The 20,292-nt window shown below is 66.4% G+C and carries 24 protein-coding genes and 1 pseudogene; 11 read left to right on the top strand and 14 right to left on the bottom strand.

Annotated elements, in window-relative coordinates; all coding sequences use genetic code 11:
• Positions 1–43: 43 nt before the first annotated feature.
• From AC5Y7D_RS05400 to AC5Y7D_RS05390, 3 genes are all read left to right on the top strand, one after another.
• Positions 44–706: a TetR/AcrR family transcriptional regulator gene (locus AC5Y7D_RS05400; RefSeq protein ID WP_499922282.1), complete on the top strand. Its 663-nt coding sequence runs from the start codon at positions 44–46 to the stop codon at positions 704–706.
• A 2-nt stretch (positions 707–708) separates the two neighbouring features.
• Positions 709–1,656 carry an LLM class flavin-dependent oxidoreductase gene (locus tag AC5Y7D_RS05395; protein WP_499922445.1) on the top strand — a complete coding sequence of 316 codons (948 nt, stop codon included), beginning with the start codon at positions 709–711 and terminating at the stop codon, positions 1,654–1,656.
• 106 nt (positions 1,657–1,762) lie between these two features.
• Positions 1,763–2,479: a cutinase family protein gene (locus AC5Y7D_RS05390; RefSeq protein ID WP_499922281.1), complete on the top strand. Its 717-nt coding sequence runs from the start codon at positions 1,763–1,765 to the stop codon at positions 2,477–2,479.
• Positions 2,480–2,485: 6 nt separating this feature from the next.
• On the opposite strand, the gene AC5Y7D_RS05385 is transcribed toward AC5Y7D_RS05390, so the two are convergent.
• Entirely contained in the window at positions 2,486–3,091 is a 606-nt protein-coding gene (locus AC5Y7D_RS05385; protein WP_499922444.1) for a TetR/AcrR family transcriptional regulator, read from the bottom strand.
• Positions 3,092–3,213: 122 nt separating this feature from the next.
• Between AC5Y7D_RS05385 and AC5Y7D_RS05380 the strand changes: the two genes are divergently transcribed.
• Positions 3,214–3,771, top strand: a complete 558-nt coding sequence (locus AC5Y7D_RS05380) for a pyridoxamine 5'-phosphate oxidase family protein (protein ID WP_499922280.1) — start codon at positions 3,214–3,216, stop codon at positions 3,769–3,771.
• Between the two features lies 1 nt (position 3,772).
• Here AC5Y7D_RS05380 and AC5Y7D_RS05375 read toward each other — a convergent pair whose 3' ends face one another.
• Positions 3,773–4,246: an SRPBCC family protein gene (locus tag AC5Y7D_RS05375; RefSeq protein ID WP_499922279.1), complete on the bottom strand. Its 474-nt coding sequence runs from the start codon at positions 4,244–4,246 to the stop codon at positions 3,773–3,775.
• Between the two features lie 264 nt (positions 4,247–4,510).
• Between AC5Y7D_RS05375 and AC5Y7D_RS05370 the strand changes: the two genes are divergently transcribed.
• Positions 4,511–5,323: a polysaccharide deacetylase family protein gene (locus AC5Y7D_RS05370; RefSeq protein WP_499922443.1), complete on the top strand. Its 813-nt coding sequence runs from the start codon at positions 4,511–4,513 to the stop codon at positions 5,321–5,323.
• On the opposite strand, the gene AC5Y7D_RS05365 is transcribed toward AC5Y7D_RS05370, so the two are convergent.
• Positions 5,310–6,518, bottom strand: coding sequence for an aromatic ring-hydroxylating oxygenase subunit alpha (locus AC5Y7D_RS05365; RefSeq protein ID WP_499922278.1), 1,209 nt, complete (start codon positions 6,516–6,518; stop codon positions 5,310–5,312). The two genes, AC5Y7D_RS05370 and AC5Y7D_RS05365, sit on opposite strands and share 14 nt — an antisense overlap.
• A 76-nt stretch (positions 6,519–6,594) precedes the next feature.
• On the opposite strand from AC5Y7D_RS05365, the gene AC5Y7D_RS05360 reads away from it, so the two are divergent.
• Positions 6,595–7,398 (top strand): PaaX family transcriptional regulator C-terminal domain-containing protein, encoded by an 804-nt coding sequence (locus tag AC5Y7D_RS05360; protein WP_499922277.1) that lies wholly within the window; start codon positions 6,595–6,597, stop codon positions 7,396–7,398.
• The gene (locus AC5Y7D_RS05355) at positions 7,395–7,937 is read left to right on the top strand and encodes a DUF3558 domain-containing protein (protein ID WP_499922276.1); all 543 of its coding nucleotides are present in this window, start codon (positions 7,395–7,397) and stop codon (positions 7,935–7,937) included. The genes AC5Y7D_RS05360 and AC5Y7D_RS05355 overlap by 4 nt, the downstream gene beginning before the upstream one ends.
• A gap of 48 nt (positions 7,938–7,985) precedes the next feature.
• Here the strand turns inward: AC5Y7D_RS05355 and AC5Y7D_RS05350 are convergent, their stop codons facing one another.
• Genes AC5Y7D_RS05350 through AC5Y7D_RS05340 form a run of 3 tightly spaced genes read right to left on the bottom strand, consistent with a single transcriptional unit; the run spans position 7,986 to position 10,841 of the window.
• Positions 7,986–9,149: a CaiB/BaiF CoA transferase family protein gene (locus tag AC5Y7D_RS05350; RefSeq protein WP_499922275.1), complete on the bottom strand. Its 1,164-nt coding sequence runs from the start codon at positions 9,147–9,149 to the stop codon at positions 7,986–7,988.
• A complete protein-coding gene (locus AC5Y7D_RS05345; protein ID WP_499922274.1) occupies positions 9,146–9,709 on the bottom strand; it encodes a UGSC family (seleno)protein in 564 nt (187 codons plus the stop codon). The genes AC5Y7D_RS05350 and AC5Y7D_RS05345 overlap by 4 nt, the downstream gene beginning before the upstream one ends.
• Positions 9,710–9,728: 19 nt before the next feature.
• Positions 9,729–10,841 (bottom strand): hypothetical protein, encoded by a 1,113-nt coding sequence (locus AC5Y7D_RS05340; RefSeq protein WP_499922273.1) that lies wholly within the window; start codon positions 10,839–10,841, stop codon positions 9,729–9,731.
• Positions 10,842–10,931: 90 nt separating this feature from the next.
• On the opposite strand from AC5Y7D_RS05340, the gene AC5Y7D_RS05335 reads away from it, so the two are divergent.
• Positions 10,932–11,867 (top strand): LysR family transcriptional regulator, encoded by a 936-nt coding sequence (locus AC5Y7D_RS05335; protein WP_499922272.1) that lies wholly within the window; start codon positions 10,932–10,934, stop codon positions 11,865–11,867.
• Positions 11,868–11,882: 15 nt separating this feature from the next.
• Here the strand turns inward: AC5Y7D_RS05335 and AC5Y7D_RS05330 are convergent, their stop codons facing one another.
• On the bottom strand, positions 11,883–12,488 hold the full coding sequence (locus AC5Y7D_RS05330) for a TetR/AcrR family transcriptional regulator (protein WP_499922271.1): 606 nt from the start codon (positions 12,486–12,488) through the stop codon (positions 11,883–11,885).
• Positions 12,489–12,553: 65 nt separating this feature from the next.
• Here AC5Y7D_RS05330 and AC5Y7D_RS05325 point away from each other — a divergent pair, with 65 nt between their 5' ends.
• Positions 12,554–13,390: an alpha/beta fold hydrolase gene (locus AC5Y7D_RS05325; RefSeq protein ID WP_499922270.1), complete on the top strand. Its 837-nt coding sequence runs from the start codon at positions 12,554–12,556 to the stop codon at positions 13,388–13,390.
• A gap of 67 nt (positions 13,391–13,457) precedes the next feature.
• On the opposite strand, the pseudogene AC5Y7D_RS05320 reads toward AC5Y7D_RS05325, so the two are convergent.
• The 5 genes and pseudogenes from AC5Y7D_RS05320 to AC5Y7D_RS05300 all read right to left on the bottom strand — a co-directional run.
• Positions 13,458–13,730, bottom strand: a pseudogene (locus AC5Y7D_RS05320) (MarR family transcriptional regulator); the annotation flags it as partial.
• Positions 13,727–14,140, bottom strand: coding sequence for a Zn-ribbon domain-containing OB-fold protein (locus tag AC5Y7D_RS05315; protein WP_499922269.1), 414 nt, complete (start codon positions 14,138–14,140; stop codon positions 13,727–13,729). The gene AC5Y7D_RS05315 and the pseudogene AC5Y7D_RS05320, both read right to left, overlap by 4 nt.
• Entirely contained in the window at positions 14,137–15,294 is a 1,158-nt protein-coding gene (locus AC5Y7D_RS05310; RefSeq protein ID WP_499922268.1) for a thiolase family protein, read from the bottom strand. The genes AC5Y7D_RS05315 and AC5Y7D_RS05310 overlap by 4 nt, the downstream gene beginning before the upstream one ends.
• An 82-nt stretch (positions 15,295–15,376) precedes the next feature.
• Positions 15,377–15,721: a CoA transferase gene (locus AC5Y7D_RS05305; protein WP_499922442.1), complete on the bottom strand. Its 345-nt coding sequence runs from the start codon at positions 15,719–15,721 to the stop codon at positions 15,377–15,379.
• The gene (locus tag AC5Y7D_RS05300; protein WP_499922463.1) at positions 15,615–15,842 is read right to left on the bottom strand and encodes a hypothetical protein; all 228 of its coding nucleotides are present in this window, start codon (positions 15,840–15,842) and stop codon (positions 15,615–15,617) included. The genes AC5Y7D_RS05305 and AC5Y7D_RS05300 overlap by 107 nt, the downstream gene beginning before the upstream one ends.
• Positions 15,843–16,066: 224 nt before the next feature.
• Between AC5Y7D_RS05300 and AC5Y7D_RS05295 the strand changes: the two genes are divergently transcribed.
• Together AC5Y7D_RS05295 and AC5Y7D_RS05290 are read left to right on the top strand one after the other, a co-directional pair.
• A complete protein-coding gene (locus AC5Y7D_RS05295; RefSeq protein ID WP_499922267.1) occupies positions 16,067–17,044 on the top strand; it encodes a LacI family DNA-binding transcriptional regulator in 978 nt (325 codons plus the stop codon).
• A 99-nt stretch (positions 17,045–17,143) separates the two neighbouring features.
• Positions 17,144–18,598 (top strand): aldehyde dehydrogenase family protein, encoded by a 1,455-nt coding sequence (locus AC5Y7D_RS05290; RefSeq protein ID WP_499922266.1) that lies wholly within the window; start codon positions 17,144–17,146, stop codon positions 18,596–18,598.
• Between the two features lie 73 nt (positions 18,599–18,671).
• Here AC5Y7D_RS05290 and AC5Y7D_RS05285 read toward each other — a convergent pair whose 3' ends face one another.
• Positions 18,672–19,079, bottom strand: a complete 408-nt coding sequence (locus tag AC5Y7D_RS05285) for a Zn-ribbon domain-containing OB-fold protein (RefSeq protein ID WP_499922265.1) — start codon at positions 19,077–19,079, stop codon at positions 18,672–18,674.
• Between the two features lie 2 nt (positions 19,080–19,081).
• Positions 19,082–20,290, bottom strand: coding sequence for a thiolase family protein (locus AC5Y7D_RS05280; protein ID WP_499922264.1), 1,209 nt, complete (start codon positions 20,288–20,290; stop codon positions 19,082–19,084).
• Positions 20,291–20,292 lie beyond the last annotated feature (2 nt).

The raw sequence follows: 20,292 nt of genomic DNA, 5'->3' as shown, positions 1-20,292 counted from the left end.
GGCAGGCGCGGTGGCGGGCGATTCTCAACGGGGGCAACGCGGCATGACTGTCAGCTCATCCCTTTCCGGGTCCTCCGCACCGGGTCCTGCGCTCGGCCGCCCGGTCGGCGCCGATGGCGAGCAGACCCGGCGGCGGATCATGACCGCGGCGATGCGCTGCGTGGCAGAGGTCGGCTATTCCAAGACGACGATCCGCGAGATCGCCCGGTTTGCCGACATGACCAGCGGAAGCCTCTATCACTACTTTGCGAACAAGTCCGAGCTGCTCACGGCAACGGCAGAGGAGATCGAGAACATAGTCCGGCCCCGGCTGCGGGCCGCCGCCGCGGGGTCCGGCGACGTCGCCGCCCAACTCGAGGCGGTGCTGGACGAATCGAAGCGGTTGATGCGTGACTATCCGCACCTGGCCGCCTTCCTGCGAGCGGTGCGTTCCGACAGCACCGCACAGTCGAGGCAGGGTGGCCCGCCATATCCCGGCTCGAAGGCGCTGCGCGAGATCGTGACCGAGATCGTCGAGGATGCGCACCGGCGGGGCGCGTTAGCGCCGGCTACCGGCACTGTCGCGGCCATTGACGCCATCTGCGCGCTGACGCGTGGCCTGACGGAACCGGCCGCACGGGTGTCGCCGGAGGCCTACGACGCGACGCTGAATGCGGCCAAGCGAATGATCAGAGGGAATTTGTTTTGCTCACCGCGCTCCGACTGAACATGACGAATGTCGCCGATCCGGCGGGGCGGCACGGCGATCGCTACCACGCCGCGCTGGAGATGGCGGAGTTCGCCGACAGGAACGGATTCACGGCGATCAGCGGCGAGGAGCATCATCTGGCCGCCACCGGTTGGCTGCCGTCACCGCTGATGCTGGCCGCCGCGCTGGCCGGCCGGACGCGTGCGGTGCGCATCAGCATCAACGCGCTGATCGTGCCGCTCTACGATCCGATCAGGCTCGCCGAGGACATTGCCGTGCTGGACAACCTTGCCCACGGCCGGTTCAGTTTCGTGGCCGGAATGGGCTATCGCCCGCAGGAGTACCACGCTCTCGGCAAGGACTGGTCGCAACGCGGCGCCCTCATGGACCACTGCCTGTCGGTGCTGCTGCAGGCGTGGGGCGATGAGCCGTTCGAATACGACGGCGCGGTGATCAACGTCACCCCCAAGCCGCATACCCGTCCCCACCCGCTCTTCTTCGTCGGCGGGATGACCGTGGCGGCGGCTCGCCGGGCGGCACGGTTCGGCTTGCCGTTCTCCCCGCCGATGGCCATGCCCGACCTGGTGACCGTGTACACCGAGGAGTTGCGCAAGCACGGCAAGACCGGTTTCGCCTATTGCCCGGAGAACGGCAGCACGGTCACCTTGGTGCACCCCGACCCGGACGAGGCCTGGTCCCGATACGGCGGTTTCATCATGAACGAGGCGGTCGAGTACTCCGGCTGGAGAAGGGCCGGGGTCCCCCGGCCCAACGAGACCGCCGCCGCGTCGGCCCAGGATTTGCGTCGACTCGGCAGCGTCGAGATCCTGACTCCCGGGCAGTTGCTGGCACAGCTGCGCGGCGGCCGCGATTCGGTGGTGATGAACCCCTTGGTCGGGGGGCTTCCCATCGATGACGGTTGGGCCAGCCTGCACCGACTGGTCGACGAAGTGCTCCCCTACGTGTGAGGCGGGGCACGCCACGCCAGAAACAAGAATGCGTGGACGGAAATTCTCGGTGACAATAGGCATGCTGATGGTTTGGAACTTCGGATAGAGGGGCAAAATAAGCGGCATGATCACGCGTCTTCTTGGTTGCGCCGCAGCCGTGGCTGCTGGCGCCGGTATCTCTGTCCTGACCTCTGCCGTGCCCGTCGCATCGGCCGAACCCTGCCCGGATGTCGAGGTGGTGTACGCCAGGGGTACGGGTGAGGAAGGTCTTGGTGCAACGGGACAGGCCTTCGTCGACTCGCTTCGGCCGCGTCTCGGTGCGCAGTCACTCGGGGTGTATTCGGTGAATTATCCCGCCAGCGAGGAGTGGGCGACCGGTGTGGACGGGATCCGGGATGCCGGCGCACACGTCAACGCCATGGCCGCCGCCTGCCCCAAGACCAAGATGGTCCTCTCCGGCTTCTCGCAGGGCGCGGCGGTGATGGGCTTCGTCACGTCGGCCCGGGTTCCGGACGGGGTGGACCCGACGACCGTGCCCAGGCCGCTCGATCCCGCAGTCGCCGACCATGTCTCGTCGGTCGTCCTGTTCGGAACGCCCAACAGCCGGGCGATGGAATTTCTCGGCCAGCCGCAGGTGGCGATCGGTCCGCTCTATCAAGCCAAGACGATCAAGATCTGCGCCCCGGACGACCCCGTGTGCTCTCAGGGGATGAACTTCGCCGCACACAATTCCTACGCGGATGACGCGGCGATGATCGAACAGGGCGCGGCGTTCGCGGCCAGCCGCCTCGGTGGCGGCGCGCCGGCGCCCGTGCCGGCCCCGGCCGGCTTCGGCGACTGACGCAGGTCAGGAGTGCTGCCGGCGCAGCCCGGCGGTGATGAGTTGCAGTCCGAAGCTGAACTCGTCGACCAGCGGCACCGGCAGGTGTTCGGCCACCGCGGTGGTCGCCGGGTAACGACCGGGGTCGAGCCGCCGGAAGGCATCGGATACCGCGGCGTCGTGTTGCCCGGCCGACCCCGACGCCGACGCCTGCATCGCGAAGCCGAGCGTGTAGCGCGACAGCGTGGCGTAGATGTGCGCGGCAGTCTGCGCGGGGAACCCGTCGGCCAATAGCACGCTGATCATGTGCTCCCGGTGAGCCATGGCATTGGGACCCAGCGGAACATGACCGATCAGCAAGGGCGCGACGTTGCCGTGCCGCACGAGAGCTTCGAACATGCCGTGCCCGAACGCCGCGCACGCCTGGTCCCACGGCAAGCCGGCGGCATCCTCGACAGCGACCTCGCCGAGCAATCGATCAACCACCATGGCCACCAGTTCGGCCCGGTCGGCGAAGTGCCGGTACAGCGTCGCGGTGCCGGATCCCAGTCGCTGGGCCAGGGACCGCATGGACAGAGCTGCTGCGCCTTCTTCGTCGACGAGTTCCAGGGCAGCGCCGACGATGCGATCCAGGGCAAGGGCCGGACGCCCACGCGGGCGTCCGGGGCCGGGGTTGACATTGTCGATATTTATGGGCACACTGTATCCATAAATCGACCGTAGGTCAATCCTCCTGTCATGAAGGACGTTCCGGCATGCTCCTGCCCCTTGCAGCGGAGCCGTTCACGGCTCCGACCGACCGCGACATGCTTCCCTCGGAGCGACGGGAATTCGTCCGCACCCACCGCACCGCGGTGTTCGGCTACCGACGTCGCAACGACGGGCCGGCGATGTCGATCGTCTACTACATCCCGACCGACGACGACGAGCTGTTGGTTTCCACGATGGCCGGCCGGGGCAAGGCCCGGATCATCGAACGTGACGGCAAGGTCAGCCTGTGCGTGCTGGACGAGCGCTGGCCGTTCACCTATTTGCAGGTCTACACGGATGCGACGCTGGATGAGGATCGCGATCTGGCGGTCGACGTGATGATGGCGGTGGCGGGGCGGATGTCGGGCCAGCCATTGGGCGCCGACGCCCGGCCGTCGATCGAAGCGATGTGCGAGCGGGAGAACCGGGTGGTGATCCGGTGCCGCCCTTACTCGACCTTCGCCACGCCTCCCCGGCATCTGCACCGCAACGACCAGGTCGAAGAGTTGTCGCACTGGGTGTCGGGCGTGGTGCCGTGGGACGCCGCCGATTCGGCGGCATAGGCTAGCCCGTCGCGTAGCGGTCGTGCAGCTTGGTCAGCGTCGCCTCGATGCCGGATGCGTTCGCCTTGGCGAATCCCAGTCGCTCGTAGTACTTCAGGTTCTTCTTGAGCGCCCCGGCATCGTGATAGTCGAAGGTCTCGGTGACCAGGGTGCGGGTCGGTGAGAGCGCCTCGAACTCCCACCGCCATCGATGGCCGAGCGGGTGGCGCCATTCGATCAGCTCGTCGGGTTTGAAGGCGGTCACCGTACTGGTGATGCGGTAGGGCAACCCGAACATCTTCATGTTCGTCGAGAACTTGGCTCCCTCGACGAGGACGGCCGGTGCCTTGACGTTGGCCCGCACCGTGCCCGATCCGTCCAGCTCACTGTGCCGACGCGGATCGGCGGCCATCGCGAACAACTCCGCCGCGGGCGCCTGCACCTCGACCCGCCGACTCACCCTGCGGGGGCCCCGGTCGACAACCATGACGTTCATCCCGACTCCTTCTGGTACCGCCGGGCTCCTGGAGGCGCGGCCGCAACCCTATCGTCGGACGATCGACTCAGTTCCACAACGCCAGGCTGTGATAGCGGCAACACTTGGCCACGGCTGCGGCGCTGCGCCGGGTATATCCCGGCTGGTCATGATACGGTTCGCTGCTGTGGTGTCGTTGCTGGTCAGCCTGGTTTGCCGCCCTGATTCGGGCGCGTCGGGACGGTGGCGCACCTGTGGATCGATTGCGGCCGTCGAATGTCAGAACTGAGTCGCCGCCGTTTCCTTGGATCCCTCGCGGTCACCACCGTTGCCGGCGTGGGCCTGGCCCGATGCATGGTCGATCCTCAGCCCCGGACTTTCGCCCAGACGTCGGCAGCCGCCGGTGGCGCGCCGCCCGCCGGTCCGACAGTCGCGGGCCTGCTGCCGCCGCCACCGCCGAGTGCCCGGGTGCGACTGCCCGGCGGCGGCGTGCTCAGCCAGCTTCCCGGCGACGGTGATCTGCTGGCGCTGACCGTCGATGACGGCACCAACAGCGAGGTGGTGCGGGCGTACACACAGTTCGCGAAGGACACCGGGATCCGCTTGACGTTCTTCGTCAACGGCACCTACGACTCCTGGACCGACAACCTGGCGCTGCTTCGGCCATTGGTCGAGTCCGGACAGATCGAGCTCGGCAACCACACCTGGTCGCATCCCGACCTGACCACCCTGCCCAAAGGTGACGTCGCCAAGCAGCTCATGCGCAACGACGAGTTCTTGAAGAAGACGTACGGCGTTGGCGCCAAACCATATTGGCGCCCACCGTATGCGAAACACAACGCCGACGTCGATGCCGTGGCGTGCGACCTCGGCTACAGCGTCCCGGTGCTGTGGTCGGGTTCGCTGTCGGATTCAACGTTGATCACCGAGGAATACATCGTGAAAATGGCCGACCAGTACTTCACGCCGCAGGCCATCGTGATCGGCCATCTCAACCATCTGCCGGTGACCCACGTCTATCCCCAGCTGGTCGACATCATCCGCAGCCGCAGTCTGCGCACCGTCACCTTGAACGACGTGTTCCTCAAGACGCCGTAGCATCGCCCGCCTGGCGCGCGAGGCGTTCGTCGAGCACGGCGTGGAAATGCCCGGCCGCACTTTCGTGCCGGCCGAACTCGACGAAAGCGTTCGCCCCAGAACGTAAGCCCCGCTGGACGCCCTCTGACATCTCGTTGTCCTCCACCGCGCCGCGCGCGATCAGCGTGCTGGCCGCGACGGGATTAAGTTGCGCGATAAGGTTTTTCGACTGGCGGGCCGCATCCGGGCGGGCCATCGAATAGGTGGTGACCGCGCTGTGGTCGATATCGACCGGATCCACCACGATCATCAACATAAGGTCGGGGAACGTCGCCAGCATCACATTCGGAAAGAGTTGATACAGATAGGTCACCCGCGCGTCGGTCGTCCAGCTGCTCTCCGGTCGGGTGCGCAGCCGTTCGATGTTGCGGTACGGGAACGTGATACGGGAATTCGGACCTAACATCTCGACCACGTTGAGGTCGTCGTACTGCAATGGGTAGAAGGTGTCCTGGTGAGCCGAGCGGATGTGGTAGCCCTCCAGGAACTGTTCGACGAGGACCTTCCAGTTCATCGGTCGCAGCGCGGTGTCGACGTAGACGAGTCGCTGCGCGGGAAGGAGTTTGTCGCGCCAGGGTGTTCCGTTGGTCAACCAGGCCAGCGCGTCGTCGTCGGAATCGGCGGGGCCGACGGGATCGAGTGCATCGATCACAATCAGCCCGTCCACCTCGCGGCTGACGACCTCCACCAACCCCCGGGCGGCGGCGTCGAGGTCGGGAAACGCCTCTCCGTGCGGTACGTGGGCGAGCGACCCGTCCAACCGATATGTCCAGCCGTGGTACCGGCACACCAGTGCGTGCGCACAACCGGCGCCCTCGACCAAAGTGAACCCTCGATGCCGGCACGCATTGCGAAACACCCGGGCGCGGCGGTCGCGCCCGCACACCGCGAACAGTGGTACCCCGAACGTCGTTCGCGCTACGTGATCCCCTGGGTCGGGGATCGCCGCGGACGGCGCGAATACGCTCGGCATGGCGCGGAGCAACCGCATCTCTCGGGCGAATCGGGTTGCATCCAGATAGTTTTCGACGGGCTCGCGCCAGGCGGCTCCCGCATCGGTGGTGCCGGCGTCGATATGGGCCAGGACGCGCCGGGCGATCTCGACATCACTTGCAACCAAGGCGTCGGCAACCAACGGCTTCGTCGGCACGGCCACGCGGTTCAGTGTCACACTTTCCAGATCACACGTCAATGGATACGTGATACGTGGCGTTATCGGGGAAGATGGACGCGTGCCCGCAGTGTCTGAATCCCGAGTGCGCGAACTGATCGGCGACCGGCCGCTCAGCGCGCGCTCGGTTCTCGCGTCGGCGCTGTTGGGCTCTGATGAACCCCGGCTACCGGTGGCGAATCTCGTCGCGGTGGCTTCGCTGTTCGGCATCAGCGACGGCGCCGCCCGCACCTGTCTGTGGCGCATGGTCTGTAACGGCGAACTCACCGCGGACGACGGAAGTTACGCGCTGGCCGGCCGGTTGCTCGACCGCCGCCAGCGCGTTGACGAGGCTTACCGAACCGACGGTGTCGACGGATGGGACGGCACCTGGGAACTCGCGATCGTCTCCGTGGAACGGCGCTCCGCGGCCGACCGGCTGGAACTCCGGAAAGCGGCATCGGCGCTGCACCTGGCCGACTTCCGGGAAGGGGTCTGGATTCGGCCGGACAACCTTGATCCGCAGCGGCTTTCGGCGGCCCGGGCGGTCCTGGACCGGCAGTGCACCCACTTCCACGGCGCGGCCACCGACATCACCGCCGGGCAGATGCGCTCGCTGTTTGCACTCGACGGCTGGGCAGACGATGCCAGGGCGCTCATCGACGCGATGGAGTCCGCCCTCGACGCCGCCGCCCACGACGAGTCGGCCGAGAGCTTTACCTTCGACTTCGCGCTGTCGATCGCCGTGGTGCGCCATCTGCAGCTCGACCCGCTGCTTCCGGCAGAGCTCGTGGCGGATCACTGGCCGGGCAACGCGTTGCGCGCCACCTACCGCCGCTTCGACGATGCCTTCAAGAAGCGGATGAACAGGGTCTTCGACGGATGAGCGGGCGTCGGTGGGCACCGGTCCTGGTGGCCGTGCTTCCTCTGTTGGCCGGGTGCGCCGGCGGCTCGCCCGGATCCGGCGGTTCGCCGACGTCCTCGAGAACGCCCTCCTCGGTGCAGGCCACTCACGGACCGTCCTTCCCCGAGTGTGGGGGCGTCAGCGATCAAACCCTCGCCCAGCTGACCCACGTGGCCGGACTTGTGGTCACTGCCCGCAACGCGGTGGGGTGTCAGTGGCTGGTCAATGGCAGCATCTCCGGACCGTGGTTCTCGTTCAGCTGGTTTCGCGGCAGTCCCATCGGCCGCGAACGCAAGAACGAGGATTTGACCCGGACCGCCGTCAACGACATCACCATCGACGGCCACAGCGGGTACATCGCGGTTGCCACCGACCGGCTGGGCACCCGACTCTGCGACGTCTCCATCCAGTACCAGGACGATTTCTTCGAGTGGTCAATCCAATTCGTGAAGAAGCCGTTCCCGGACCCCTGCGAAATAGCCACCGAGTTGTCGCGCCAGACTATCGCTGCGGTGCAGTAACTGTCACGGCCACCCAGTGACGAAGATTCGGCGTGGCGCTGTTCCCCCTCACCCGGTCTCGCGGCGACGTGCAAGCTCGCCCAGCCAGCCACGGATCTCGGCGCTGTGTTCACCGAGGCGGGGTGCCCTGGTGCGGTAGCTCACCGGCGTTGCGGAGAGAGTGATCGGACTGGCGACCTGGCCGCGGGCGTCGCCGTCGTCGGTGGCACGAATCGGCCGCAGGCCCAACTCATCTGCAAGCGCGAAGGCCTCGCCAATGGTGTTGACCGCTCCGGCGGGAATACCCAAGGACGGCAACAGTCTGGTCCAGTGCCGGGCCGTGTTGGCCGCCAACGCCGCTTCCAGTCGGACGCGCAACGCCGCCCGGTTACGCACCCGTAGTTCGTTGCTGCGGAACCGGCGATCCTGCGCCAGGCCGGGACTCCCCAGTGCCGCACAGAGCGCGACGAACTGCTTGTCGTTACCCACCGCAAGCACGATGCTCCCCTCACCGGTCGCGAAGGTGTCGTATGGCGCAATGCTGGCGTGCCCATTGCCCATCGCACGCGGAATTTGCTGTGCCAGAACGTAACTGGCTGACTGGTTAGCGAGTGCGGACAACAGCGCCGACATCAGGTTGACCTCGACAAGCTGTCCGCGTCCGGTGCGGTCGCGCTCGCGTAGCGCCGCCAGGATGCCCACCGTCGCGAACAGTCCCGCCAGGACGTCGACCAGCGCCACCCCGACCTTTGTCGGTTGCCCGGGATCTGGTCCGGTGACACTCATCAAGCCGCCGAGGGCCTGAACCAGCAGGTCGTAACCGGCCAGATGGTGGCCGGCGCCGGTCCCGAAAGCCGAGATGCTGCAATACACCAGTGCCGGATTGGCCCGGCGGAGGGTGGGCTCGTCGAGGTTGAATCGTGCCATGGTGCCGGGGCGGAAGTTCTCCACCACGACGTCGGCGCGCTCGGCGAGCGTCGTTGCCACGTGCAGGTCTTCGGCGTCGTGCAGGTCGAGGACGATGCTTCGCTTATTGCGGTTGACACCCAGGTAGTAGGTGCTTTCGCCGTCGAGGAACGGTGGCCCCCAAGCGCGGGTGTCGTCGCCACCGGGCCGCTCCACCTTCACGATCTCAGCGCCGAGGTCACCCAGTGTCATCGTGCAGAACGGCCCGGCAAGGACTCGGGAGAAATCTGCGACCACCACCGACGACAGCGGACCTGCATCGCTCATGAGACCGCGGCTTCATCGGCCATGTCGGCGTGGTCGCCGAACCAGATTCGGCTTGCCTGCGGGGCGATCTCGGCGGCACGGCCGTCGAGCTGCTCAAGGGTCAGGCTGCTGATGGGATGGGTGGCCACCGCGGTTTCCAGGCCGGCCATGCCCCGCGCCTCACACTGCAGGCGAGCTTCGAGCTCGAATTCCGTCGTCACGATCGCGACGGTCGGTATCCCCGACTGCTCCAGCCGTACCGCGTCGTTGACGCAGGCCGAGCAGCAGGAGCCGCAGTCGCCGATCGCGGTGACGGCGATGTCGTTCTCGCCGGCGATCTGCGCGATCAGCTCGGGACTGGCATCCGAGGAGAAGTGGTGCTTGTCGTAGTACGTGACGCTCGCGAAAACGTTTCCACCATCGCACAATCGGCGCACGGTGGCACGCAGCAGTTTGGCGGCGTTCCACTTGGTGTTGCTCAGCACGCCAAGACGCAGGCCCTCGGTGCGCCCGGGGCGCGGAGCCGTCGGTGTTGCCTGTGCGTCGACCACACCGCAGGGGTCGTAAGCCAAGTTGGTCATAGGATTTCCTTTCGCGGGTTCAGAGCCGGCAGGCGCCGTCGGAGCAGTCGAGTTCGCGGACATCGCCCCTCATACCGGAGACACCGTCCTCGACGGCCCGCAGCACGGGTGTCGTCGCCGTGCTCCAGCCCGGCAGGAAGGCGGAGAACCGGCCCGCGGATCCACCGGCGACGAAGAGGTGAATGTCGTCCGGGGTGAAGACAATCGGCACCTGTCGGCCCGATTCACGTGGATACCACTTAGGCAGGTTGCGGTTGTACGTGCGTCCACCCGGTGGGGCGTAACGGTTGCCGTAACTGACGTCGTCCCAGGAGTTGGTGCCGTTCAGCCACAGATAGCGGCGCACGTCGTCGCGCGACCAACCGAAGGAGGCGATGGTGCGGGCATGTTCGACGCCGATGACCACCGCGCAGGATCCGCCGAGGACGGCGTTGTTGTGCGCGATCGTGCTCATCGCTGACGCGACCGAGTCGAGAATGCCCCGCGGATCATCGGAGATGTGGTTGGTAATGCTGTGCGGGGCTTCGGCACCGATCACCAGCACCGTGCTGTCGTCGGCAGCGTAGCCGTGCTCCACGTGGTACGGAGCCCACGGGCTGGCCTCCTCGTTCTCGGCGATGCAGAAGGTGTACTTGCCGGGATGGCCCAGGGTGCTCTTGTCGAGTTGGCCTGGAATGCCGCCGCCGACGCTGAGCAGGATCAGCCGCACCGCACGGCCGATGGTGGCGTTCGCACGGTTGCCGGAGCCGAAAACGTTTCCGCCCGAGTTCATTCCGATCTTCCGCCCGATGGGTCCGTTGACCACGAGCAGGGGTGCGACCACGTGCGTGGTCGCCTGCACGCCGTTGAGGTTGAATCGGGGGTCGGCCAGCGCGAGAACAGCGGCCCGCACCACGGGTGCGTACTGCGGCTTGCAACCGGCCATCACCATGTTGACGGCCAGCAGTTCAAGGGTCAGGCTGCCCCACCGGGGTGGGATGCGCGCCACCAGGTCATCGGCCTGCCCGCCCAGGACGTCGAGCATCGCGGCGATGCGCGCCGGCGTAGGCGGGACGACCGGGAGTCCGTCACTCCACGGCTGATCGAAGTAGTGCTCGACGAGATCCTCATCGGTGGGAATGACCCTGGTCATGATGTTGCCTCCTGGTTCATTGGGCAACCGTAGATCGACAGGATCATTACCGTCCAAGACATAAACGGTCATACTTTATATGCTTCGTATATGTCTGATCCGGAACTGCGGCTGCTTCGTTACTTCGTGACCGTTGCCGAGGAGCGCCATTTCGGCCGTGCCGCCGAGCGGCTGCACATTGCGCAGCCACCGCTGAGTCAGCAGATCCAGAAATTGGAGCGCCAGCTGGGCACCAAGCTCATCGACCGGTCCCGGCGCCCCATCGAGCTGACCGATTCGGGCCTCGCGCTGTACGAAGAGGCGCACCTGGCGCTCACCCACGCCGAGCGTGCGTTTGCCGCGGCGCGCCGCGCCGCCGCAGGCCAGCTCGGTCACTTGCGCATCGGTGCACTGCAGGCGGCCGTCGACGGCGTGCTGCCTCAGGTGATGCGCGCGCACCGGCGGCAGTATCCGGACGTCCAACTCGAGCTCGAGGAGCTGGGCAGCATCGAACAGGTACAGCGATTGGTCCAACACCGCATCGACGTGGGACTGCTGCGGGGGCCGGTCGATGAACCGTCGGTGACCATCCAGCCGCTGATCGACGATCCGCTCGCGGCCGTCGTCTGCGAGGACCATGCACTATGCGACCAGCGCGGCATCGCCCCGGCACTACTGGCGCACGAACCGACGATCCTGTGGACCCGGGCCGCCGCCACCACCACCTACGGCGACGTCATCGAACTCTTCCGGATGCACGACATCGAGCCACCGATCGTCGACGAAGTCGCGAGCATCCAGACCATTCTCGCCCTGGTGGCCGCTGGAGCCGGAATTGCTTTACTGCCAACCTCATTCGTCAACCTGAATCGCCAGGGTGTGCGGTTCGTCCCGCTGCAGGGGCAGCTCCCCAACCGCCCGCTGGCGCTGGCCTGGCGCACCGCGGACCAGTCACCAAGTGTGCGTTGCTTTCTCGACGTCGCGATCGAGGCGGCCCCGCGCTATCTGCACGATCTGGCCGAGCACTATCCGCAACTGAACCCGTGAATTCGGGGCGCCGGGTCAGCCCTGCAACATCCCGTCGACGAGCCGGTGCAGGACCTGGCGGATCTCGTCGCGCGCCAAGGCCTGATCGTCGGCGGTCGCGATCGCCATGGCCGCCTCGTCGAGCGCGCCGATCAGCACGGTCGCCAGCGGTCGTACCGGCAAAGGGGGCAGCTGGCCCGCCGCGATCGCTTCGTTGATCAACTGCTCGGTCATACCCAGGCTGTAGCGCTGAGCGACGTCGCGAAACGCGCTCCAGCCGAGGACGGCGGGGGCGTCCAGCAGGATCAGTTGACGCACTTCGGAATCACCGGATACCTCCAGCCAGGCGTCGACCGCGGCGCGGATCAGGTCGGCCGGCGTCGTTGCTCCCGACGAGGCGACCAACGCACCCATCCGGGTCATCACATCCCGTTCGACCGCCTCGACGACATCGCGGAATAGCGCTGCCTTGTCGGTGAATTGGTGATACATCGCACCTCGGGTGACGCCTGCTTCCTTGACGATCTCGGGCGTGCCCACCTCGGCGTACCCGCGCCGGCCCCACAGCCTGCGCGCAGCCGCGATCAGCACCTCGCGGGTTGCCGCGGAGCGCTCCTCCTGGGTACGTCTCTTGATTTCCATACATCCTGTTGGTAATTTACGAACAGACAGACTGTTTGTAACTATAACTCTGCTAGGAGCCGTTCATGCCGACGATCGACATTAGCGCCGGAACCATTCATTACGAAGCAACCGGACCCGAAAACGGCAGGCCGGTGGTTTTCGTGCACGGCTACCTGATGGGCGGCCAACTGTGGCGCCAGGTCAGCGAACGGCTCGCCGATCGCGGTCTGCGCTGCATCGCGCCCACCTGGCCGCTCGGCGCTCATCCCGAGCCAATGCGCCCGGGCGCCGACCGGAGCATTACCGGCGTCGCGGGGATGGTGGCCGATACCCTTGCCGCGCTTGACCTCACCGAAGTGGTGCTGGTCGGCAATGACACCGGCGGAGTGGTGACGCAGCTCGTCGCCGTGCATCACCCCGAGCGCGTCGGAGCGCTGGTACTGACCAGTTGCGATGCCTTCGAGCACTTTCCGCCGCCCATCCTCAAGCCGGTCATCCTCGCAGCCAAGTCGAAGAAGGTTTTCCGCACCGCGATCCAGGCCCTGCGGGCACCGGTGGCGCGCAAGCGGGCCTACGAAGGCCTGGCGCACCGGGACATCGACGACCTGACTGAGATGTGGGTGCGGCCGGCGTTGTCGGATGCCGCTGTCGCCGAGGATCTGCGCCAGTTCTCCCTCTCGCTGCGCACCGAGGTCACGGTCGGTGTCGCCGCCCGGCTCACCGAATTCGGCAAGCCGACACTGATCGCGTGGTCGGGCGACGACGTCATCTTCGAACTCGAAGACGGCCAACGGCTTGCCGAGACGATCCCGAATGCCCGGCTGGAGGTCATCGCGGGAGCGCGTACCTTCTCGATGGTGGATCGACCGGACCAGCTTGCCGATCTGGTGTCGTCGGTCGCGGTGCGCACGGCGAGCTGAGCGAGCAGACGCAAAATCGCCCCAATTCCTGCCAAAATGGGGCGATTTTGCGTCTGCTCGCCGTACCCAATGCCTCGAGCCCGGAATCTGTGGTCTCGAACAATGTGATGGATCTCTTGCCGGACTGCGCCTCGATCTCGTTGATCATTCCGCGCTCGACCAGCCGGTTCAGTTCGCGCCGCACGTGACTGACCGATGGAGACCAGTAGAAGTGGCCGACGGACAGCTCGCCACGCAATTTGATCGCCCCGGCGGTGAGTTGTTCGTCGGTGACCGCCAGTACGCCCGGGACCAGGTAGGCGGTCACCGGGAGCCCGCTCGTGGTGCGCCGGGGAGTCACGGCGACCCGGTGAAGTACGGGAGGGTCAAATCCATTTCAACAGAATGGAATTGGACCTGAACCCGCAGGCCGACGGCCAATTCGCCGGGCGCGATGCCGATGATGTTGGTCAGCATCTGGTAACCCTCGTCCAAAGTGACGATGGCCGGCGCATAGGGCGGTCGGAAATCGGCGGTCACCGGCCGGTAAACCACCGTCCAGCTGTAGATTTCGCCCTCGCCCCGGCTTCGCATCCACTCCAGCGCGGCCGAAAGGCATTGCCGGCAATGCTCTGTCGGCGGGAAGTTGGCGGTGCCACAATCGGCACAGTGCTGATACCGCAGCTCGTGGGCGCGGCAGCCGTCCCAGAACGGCAGGCTGACCGGGCTACTGGCGTGCGGCAACGGTCCCGATTGAGCATGTAGCTTCATCGGGGCTCGCTTCCCAGCAACAGCACGGTAGTGAACAGGGCTCCGGCGCCGCCGTTGCTGCACAGTGCGACTCGGGCAGCGGGGATCTGCAAAATGTCCGCGTCGCCACGCAGTTGCTGCACCGCGCGCACCGCGCGCTGCATCATCTGCGGGTTCGCGCCGGCATGACTGAATGACATGGTTCCTCCGTCGGTGGTGATCGGGTGGCTGCCGTCGATGGCGATATGACCCTCAGCGACGAAGGGTCCACCCTCGCCGTCACCGCAGAACCTGAAAGCCTCCAGCTGGCGAATGATCTCGAACGAGAAGGGATCATAGAGCTCGAGCACGTCCACGTCTTCGCGCCGGATTCCCGCGTGCGCGAATGCACGGTCGGCCGCCCGCCGGCCCACCACGCCGTTGACGTGGTCGCCTCTGCGGCCGGCGAGGTCCCACGCCGGTGGGTGCTGGTAGGAAGGACCGTGAAAGTCGGCGCCGCTGCCCAAGACGTAAATCGGTTGTGCGGACGTTTCGATCCGGTCGACGTTGGCAAGAACCAGTGCGCACCCTCCCTCTGAGGTGGTGGCGCAATCGAGCAGATGAAAGGGGTCTGCGATGAGTCGCGATGCCGTGATGTCGCCGGGACCGAACGGGCCCCGCCCGTAGTAGACGGCTGCGGGATTCTTCGACCCGTTGTTGCGGATGGTTGCCGCGACCATCGAAAGTTGTTCGCGCGTGGTGCCGTAGACGTGCATGTGCCGTCGGGCGATGAGCGCGAACTCCGCGGTGGTGAACATTCCCCAAGGGGCCACGAACTCGTTCTCCGGCCGCGTCCACGGCGCGGTAGCCGCGTGGTCGCGGTACTCGCCGGCCTGGGCGGCGACGAGTACCACCACATCGGCCATGCCGTGCTCGATCGCAATAAGGGCTTCGGTGATCATGCCGACACCGAAACCCATTCCCTGCCAGGCCGGTCCGAGGCGCAGGTCGTAGATCAGGGCGGTCGACAGCGGTCCGGCACTGATTCCGTCCACGTCGTCGAGGCGCAGGCCCGCGTCGTCGAGGGCACCCTTGATCGCCTTGATGGCCAAGCTGCGCGACGTCTCGCCGTCCAGTCGCCGGCCCTGGACGGTGTTGTACACCCCGACGATGGCGGCGTTGCACGGTGGGCTCACCTCAACTCCGTTCTTTCTGGCGTCGTTCAGTTTTCATCAGCACTCACCCGGCCGCGGTGGCACACACGGCGTCACTGCCACGTCACAAACCCGCCGGCCGTGCCGCCGTGCCTCCCGACTGGGTCAGCGCGACGAGATCATCGGCGCCGTAACGTAGTTCGGTCAGCAAGTCGCGCGTATGCTCGCCATACAGCGGGGCCCGGCGGTGAATCCAGCGTCTCGTCTTGCCGACGAAGGTGAACGGCATGCCGGTGCACAGAAGCGAGCCGGCGACCGGATGGTCGACGCGTTCCCAGAACCCCCGGCCAAGCAGGTGCGGATCAGTGAGCAAGCCGGTCGGTGGGTTGACCGGTGCGGCGGCCAAGGCGGCCGAACGGAGCGCGCGGACCGCGTCGGGCACCGTACGGCGCGCCGCCCAGTCGGCGATCGTCCGGTCCAACGCGGGGCGCCAGATGTTTGTGCGTGGCCGGGACATGTGCGTCGAACATGTCGGCCGGTTCGGCGATGTGGTCGTCAACGCTGATCAGGATCAGGTCGGCTTGGTTCATGCGGGCTCCCCGATTTGTTGACTAGTAGATCATGATGTCAAACCTGATCGAGGACACCCACGGCGCCGCACTCGCTCGGGAAACGGCTGCACAGGGGGTTCGGTACGCGAAGCAGCCCGAGTGAGAGGTATGAAACGAGGGACCATTAGTCCACGGTCGCGCGGCCGGTCGGCCGTTGACACGCGTGCCACCATGAGGCATGGCCGGTCCCGGAAGGTAACGAATTGACCACGGACAGGGGTGCACGACCCACCACCGCTGATGTCGCGCGCCTGGCGGACGTGTCCACCGCAACGGTCAGCTATGTGCTGAACAACGCCGAGGGCCGCCGGATCTCGCCGCAGACCCGGGATGCGGTCAACCGCGCAGCGAAATTGCTGGGCTACCGCCCGAACCTGGCGGCGCGCAATCTCGCCCGCGGCAAGGGCGGCGTGGTGCTCTACGTCGTACCGCAGGTGGCGGTGGGCGACATGCCGATGCAGGCCGGCAGCCGGATGACCACCGAACTGGCGCGCCTGGGGTTGCTGCAGGTTCAGATCTTCGAAACTGAAGACGACCATCATGTCGTCGATGCCATCGAGAATCTCGACCCGGTCGCCGTGGCGAGTCTGTTCCCGCTCAGCGAGGCCGCTTCCCGCGCGGTCAAGGCTGCCGGAATTCCGCACATCGACATAGGGAGCCTGCCCGCTCTTGGCGCTCCGCATCTGGCCGTCGGCGAGATGCGAGTCGCCCATCTGGTCTCCCGGGGGCATCGGAACATCGCCTTCGCCTATGGCGGGACCGCCAAGTGGCGCGCGCTGGGTGACTACTGGCTTGAGGGGGTCTCGCGCGCGGCGCAAGCGCGCGGCCTGCCACCGGTGCGCGTCGCGACGGTCACTGTCGAGAACACCACCGACGTAGTGTCCGGGTGGGTGCGCGACGGCGTGACGGCGGTGTGCGCGCAGAGCGACGACATCGCCTGCCTGGTCCTGTACGGCATCCATCGGGCAGGCCTGCACTGTCCTGGCGATCTCGCGGTGATCGGCGTCGACGCCGGCCCGATGGGCGAGGTGAGCACACCGCCGTTGACCTCGGTCCAATTCGACCCGCGCGCGGTGGCCGACGCTGCGATCGCGGCCATCTACGAACGGTTGGGCTACCCGGCCCCGCCGTCGCCGGACATCACCGACATCGCGCGGGTCGTTGTGCGCGCCTCGACATAGGCGCTGCCGAATAGCCGATCGACTACTCAGGCTCTAGACATCCCTTGGTTAAGCGCATAACCTCGCCATCACAGGTCCGATACTCAGGGAGGAGTACCGATGACGGTCCAGGCTGTGTTGGACGAAATCCGGGAGCGTCCGGGGACCGGCGAGGTGATCGCGGTTGTCGATCCCGCCACCGAAGAACAGGTCACCGAGTTCAAAGACTGCGGCCCCGAAGCCGTCGACCACGCCGTCGCACGGGCGAAGGCGTCCTTTGAGTCGGGTGTCTGGCGGGACAAACCGCCCAGCGAGCGGGCCAAGATCCTTTGGCGCGTCGGCGAACTGATCGACCAGAACGCCGAGCTGCTGGCCGAGCTCGAATCGCTGAACGCCGGCATGACCCCGCTACAGGCCCAGGGCACCGTGACCGTCGGATCGGAGTTCTTCCGCTACTACGCGGGCTGGTGCACCAAGATCGAGGGCATCGCCGCCGACGTGCACACCGGCGGCCTCACCGGCATCGACTCCCACCAGCACGCCTACACCCTCAAAGAGCCGTACGGCGTGGTCGGCCTGATCTTCCCGTGGAACGGGCCGGTCTTCAATTTCTGCTGCAAGCTCGCCCCGGCCCTGGCGGCCGGCTGCAGCAGCGTGGTCAAGCCCGCCGAGGAGACGCCGCTCTCGGCCCTGGTGCTGGACAACATCCTGCACGAGGCCGGAGTTCCCGAGGGGGTGGCGAACCTGGTGCTGGGCAACGGCCACACCGCAGGCGCGGCGATCACCGCGCACCCCGACGTCGAGAAGGTCGCCTTCACCGGTTCGACGGAGGTGGGGCGGGCGATCGTGCACGCCGCCGGCGAAAGCAACCTCAAGAAGTTGACCCTGGAGCTGGGCGGCAAATCGCCGGTGGTGGTCTTCGACGACGCCGACCTGTCCAAAGCCGTCCCCATGGCGGCGTTCGGCACGTTCATCCACTCCGGCCAGGCGTGCGTCTGCGGGTCCCGAATCTTCGTGCAGCGTGGCATCTTCGACCAATTCGTGGACAGCCTGGCGAAGGTCGCTGACCGACTGCCGCAGGGCGGCCCCAAGGACGAGGGCAGCCTGATCGGCCCGTTGATCAGCCAGAAGCAGCTCACCCGCGTGCTCGGCTACCTCGACCAGGGCCGCTCGGACGGCATCGAGGTCGTCACCGGCGGCAATCGCGCTGACCGCAAAGGTTATTTCGTTCGCCCCACCGTCCTGACCAACGTCGCCACCACCAGCCGCCTGTTCCAAGAGGAGATCTTCGGACCCGTGGTCGCGGTCATTCCCTTCGACGACGAGGATGAGGCGGTGGCCCTGGCCAATGACACCACCTACGGCCTGGCGGCCACCGCCTGGACCAGGGACCTGGGGCGCGCGCACCGAATCGCCAAGCGGCTCAAGGCCGGGACGGTGGGCCTGAACTGCCAGATGCAGTTCGACCACTCCATGCCGTTCGGCGGCTACAAGCAGTCCGGCTGGGGCTACGAGTCCGGCCAGGCGGGCCTGGAGACCTACCTGCAGACCAAAATCGTTTGGGCCCAGATGTAGCCAATGGCGCGAGCAGACGCAAAAGCCCCTGATTTATGCCGAATTCAGGGGCTTTCGCGTCTGCTCGCCACTCTCAGGCGGGCTCGTATCGCAGCATGGTGACATCGTGCTCGGGGTAGTCGAAGAACACCGGCCGTACCCGCATGCCGACTCGTAGCGCGGCGGGTTCGACGTTCACAATCTCGGTGGAAAACCTTGGTCCTTCGTCCCATTCGACGATCGCCAGCAGTTGCGGAACGGCGTCGGCGAAGTGCGGACTGACCGGCCGCCGCGCCACGGTGTAGGAATACAGCGTTCCCATGCCGGAGATCTCACGCCATTCCAGGTCGTCGGCCAGGGTGCGCGGCGCCCGTACCCGGGGGTAGAACACATAGCTTTGCGATGACGGGGAGTACTGGACGACGATGCGATGCTGGGACAGCGCATCCCAGAACGGTGCCGTGGTCGGCGTTTTCACGGGCATCGGACGGTCGAACTTCATCGTCAGTCCCCCTCCAGGACGAGCGCCGTCTGCTCGGACAGGATCCCGCCGTTGCCGGACACGAAGGCGCGATTGCAGTCGGTAACCTGCGCCGCACCGGCACGGCCCATGATCTGACGGGTGGCGTCGCAGACGTGGTGCATGCCGCCGGCCAACCCGGCCTGCCCGAATCCGAGTTGGCCGCCGGCGGTGTTCAGGGGGAAGTCGCCGCGGAACGTGAGGTCGTGGTCGGCGACGAACGCCAAACCCGTTCCCTTCGCACAGAATCCCGCGTCCTCGAGCGAGAGCATCACGGTGATGGTGTAGCAGTCGTAGATCGACACCATGTCCATCTGGTCGCGGGTGAGGTCGGTCATGGCGAACGCGGTGTCGGCGGCGGCGGCCATCGGTGTATTCAACAGGTCCTCGGCATAGGTCGGCGTTTTGAACGGCACGTTCTCACCGAATCCCTTGATCCACACCGGCCGATGCCTGGCACGTCGGGCCAGGTCGGCGTTGGCGACCACCACCGCGGCACCGCCGACACACGGCATCACTATCTCCAGCATGTGCAGCGGATCGGCGATGACCGGGCTGGCCAGCACGTCGTCGACGTTGAGCGGCTTGTCTTTCCAGATTGCGCCCTCCGTGTGGTTGGCGTTCACCCGCTGGTCGACGACGATCTTGGCCATCGCCCGCTCGTCGTAGCCATAGACGGCGGCATAGCGCTGGGCGACCTGACCATAGGGTCCGTTCTGGCCGAGGTTTCCGTAGGGAATCTCGAATTCGGCTTGCGGAGAACCGTATTGGTTGCTCGACGAACCGAAGAACATCGCGTCCACCAGCGGGCGGGGCCTCTTCTTGGACGACGGGGTGATATAGCGTGCCGGTAGCGCACACAGCACGGCGTCGCAGATGCCGAGTTCGACCGCCGCGGCGGCACGCCAGACCATCGCGGCGGCGCTGGCTCCGCCGAGGTCCACCAGTTCGGCGAATCGCGCAGGCATGCCCAGGTATTCGGCGATGGTCGAAGGTACGAAGATCTGTGACTCGGCCAGATGCGAGGACACAATGCCGTTGACGACATCGCCGGGCAGTCCAGCGTCGTCGAGCGCCGCCGCGGCCAGTTCGGCCCACTGCTCGAGAACGAACGGCGCGGGCGAGGCCTTGTTGAGCCGTTCGGGCGGCAGCTCGACAAAGCCGACGATGGCAGCTTCTCCGCGTAGTCCCATAC

The organism is Mycobacterium sp. NGS49, assembly GCF_059812565.1.
This window is presented reverse-complemented; position numbering and strand designations above follow the sequence as displayed.

Excerpts from the sequence above, each read along its gene's own strand:
- AC5Y7D_RS05400 (WP_499922282.1), top strand. The coding sequence starts at position 44 with ATGACTGTCAGCTCATCCCTTTCCGGGTCCTCCGCACCGGGTCCTGCG.
- AC5Y7D_RS05330 (WP_499922271.1), bottom strand. The coding sequence starts at position 12,488 with ATGGAAATCAAGAGACGTACCCAGGAGGAGCGCTCCGCGGCAACCCGC.
- AC5Y7D_RS05350 (WP_499922275.1), bottom strand. The coding sequence starts at position 9,149 with ATGAGCGATGCAGGTCCGCTGTCGTCGGTGGTGGTCGCAGATTTCTCC.
- AC5Y7D_RS05345 (WP_499922274.1), bottom strand. The coding sequence starts at position 9,709 with ATGACCAACTTGGCTTACGACCCCTGCGGTGTGGTCGACGCACAGGCA.
- AC5Y7D_RS05355 (WP_499922276.1), top strand. The coding sequence starts at position 7,395 with ATGAGCGGGCGTCGGTGGGCACCGGTCCTGGTGGCCGTGCTTCCTCTG.
- AC5Y7D_RS05375 (WP_499922279.1), bottom strand. The coding sequence starts at position 4,246 with ATGAACGTCATGGTTGTCGACCGGGGCCCCCGCAGGGTGAGTCGGCGG.
- AC5Y7D_RS05395 (WP_499922445.1), top strand. The coding sequence starts at position 709 with ATGACGAATGTCGCCGATCCGGCGGGGCGGCACGGCGATCGCTACCAC.
- AC5Y7D_RS05380 (WP_499922280.1), top strand. The coding sequence starts at position 3,214 with ATGCTCCTGCCCCTTGCAGCGGAGCCGTTCACGGCTCCGACCGACCGC.
- AC5Y7D_RS05340 (WP_499922273.1), bottom strand. The coding sequence starts at position 10,841 with ATGACCAGGGTCATTCCCACCGATGAGGATCTCGTCGAGCACTACTTC.
- AC5Y7D_RS05290 (WP_499922266.1), top strand. The coding sequence starts at position 17,144 with ATGACGGTCCAGGCTGTGTTGGACGAAATCCGGGAGCGTCCGGGGACC.
- AC5Y7D_RS05280 (WP_499922264.1), bottom strand. The coding sequence starts at position 20,290 with ATGGGACTACGCGGAGAAGCTGCCATCGTCGGCTTTGTCGAGCTGCCG.
- AC5Y7D_RS05300 (WP_499922463.1), bottom strand. The coding sequence starts at position 15,842 with ATGAACCAAGCCGACCTGATCCTGATCAGCGTTGACGACCACATCGCC.
- AC5Y7D_RS05315 (WP_499922269.1), bottom strand. The coding sequence starts at position 14,140 with ATGAAGCTACATGCTCAATCGGGACCGTTGCCGCACGCCAGTAGCCCG.
- AC5Y7D_RS05285 (WP_499922265.1), bottom strand. The coding sequence starts at position 19,079 with ATGAAGTTCGACCGTCCGATGCCCGTGAAAACGCCGACCACGGCACCG.
- AC5Y7D_RS05390 (WP_499922281.1), top strand. The coding sequence starts at position 1,763 with ATGATCACGCGTCTTCTTGGTTGCGCCGCAGCCGTGGCTGCTGGCGCC.
- AC5Y7D_RS05325 (WP_499922270.1), top strand. The coding sequence starts at position 12,554 with ATGCCGACGATCGACATTAGCGCCGGAACCATTCATTACGAAGCAACC.
- AC5Y7D_RS05335 (WP_499922272.1), top strand. The coding sequence starts at position 10,932 with ATGTCTGATCCGGAACTGCGGCTGCTTCGTTACTTCGTGACCGTTGCC.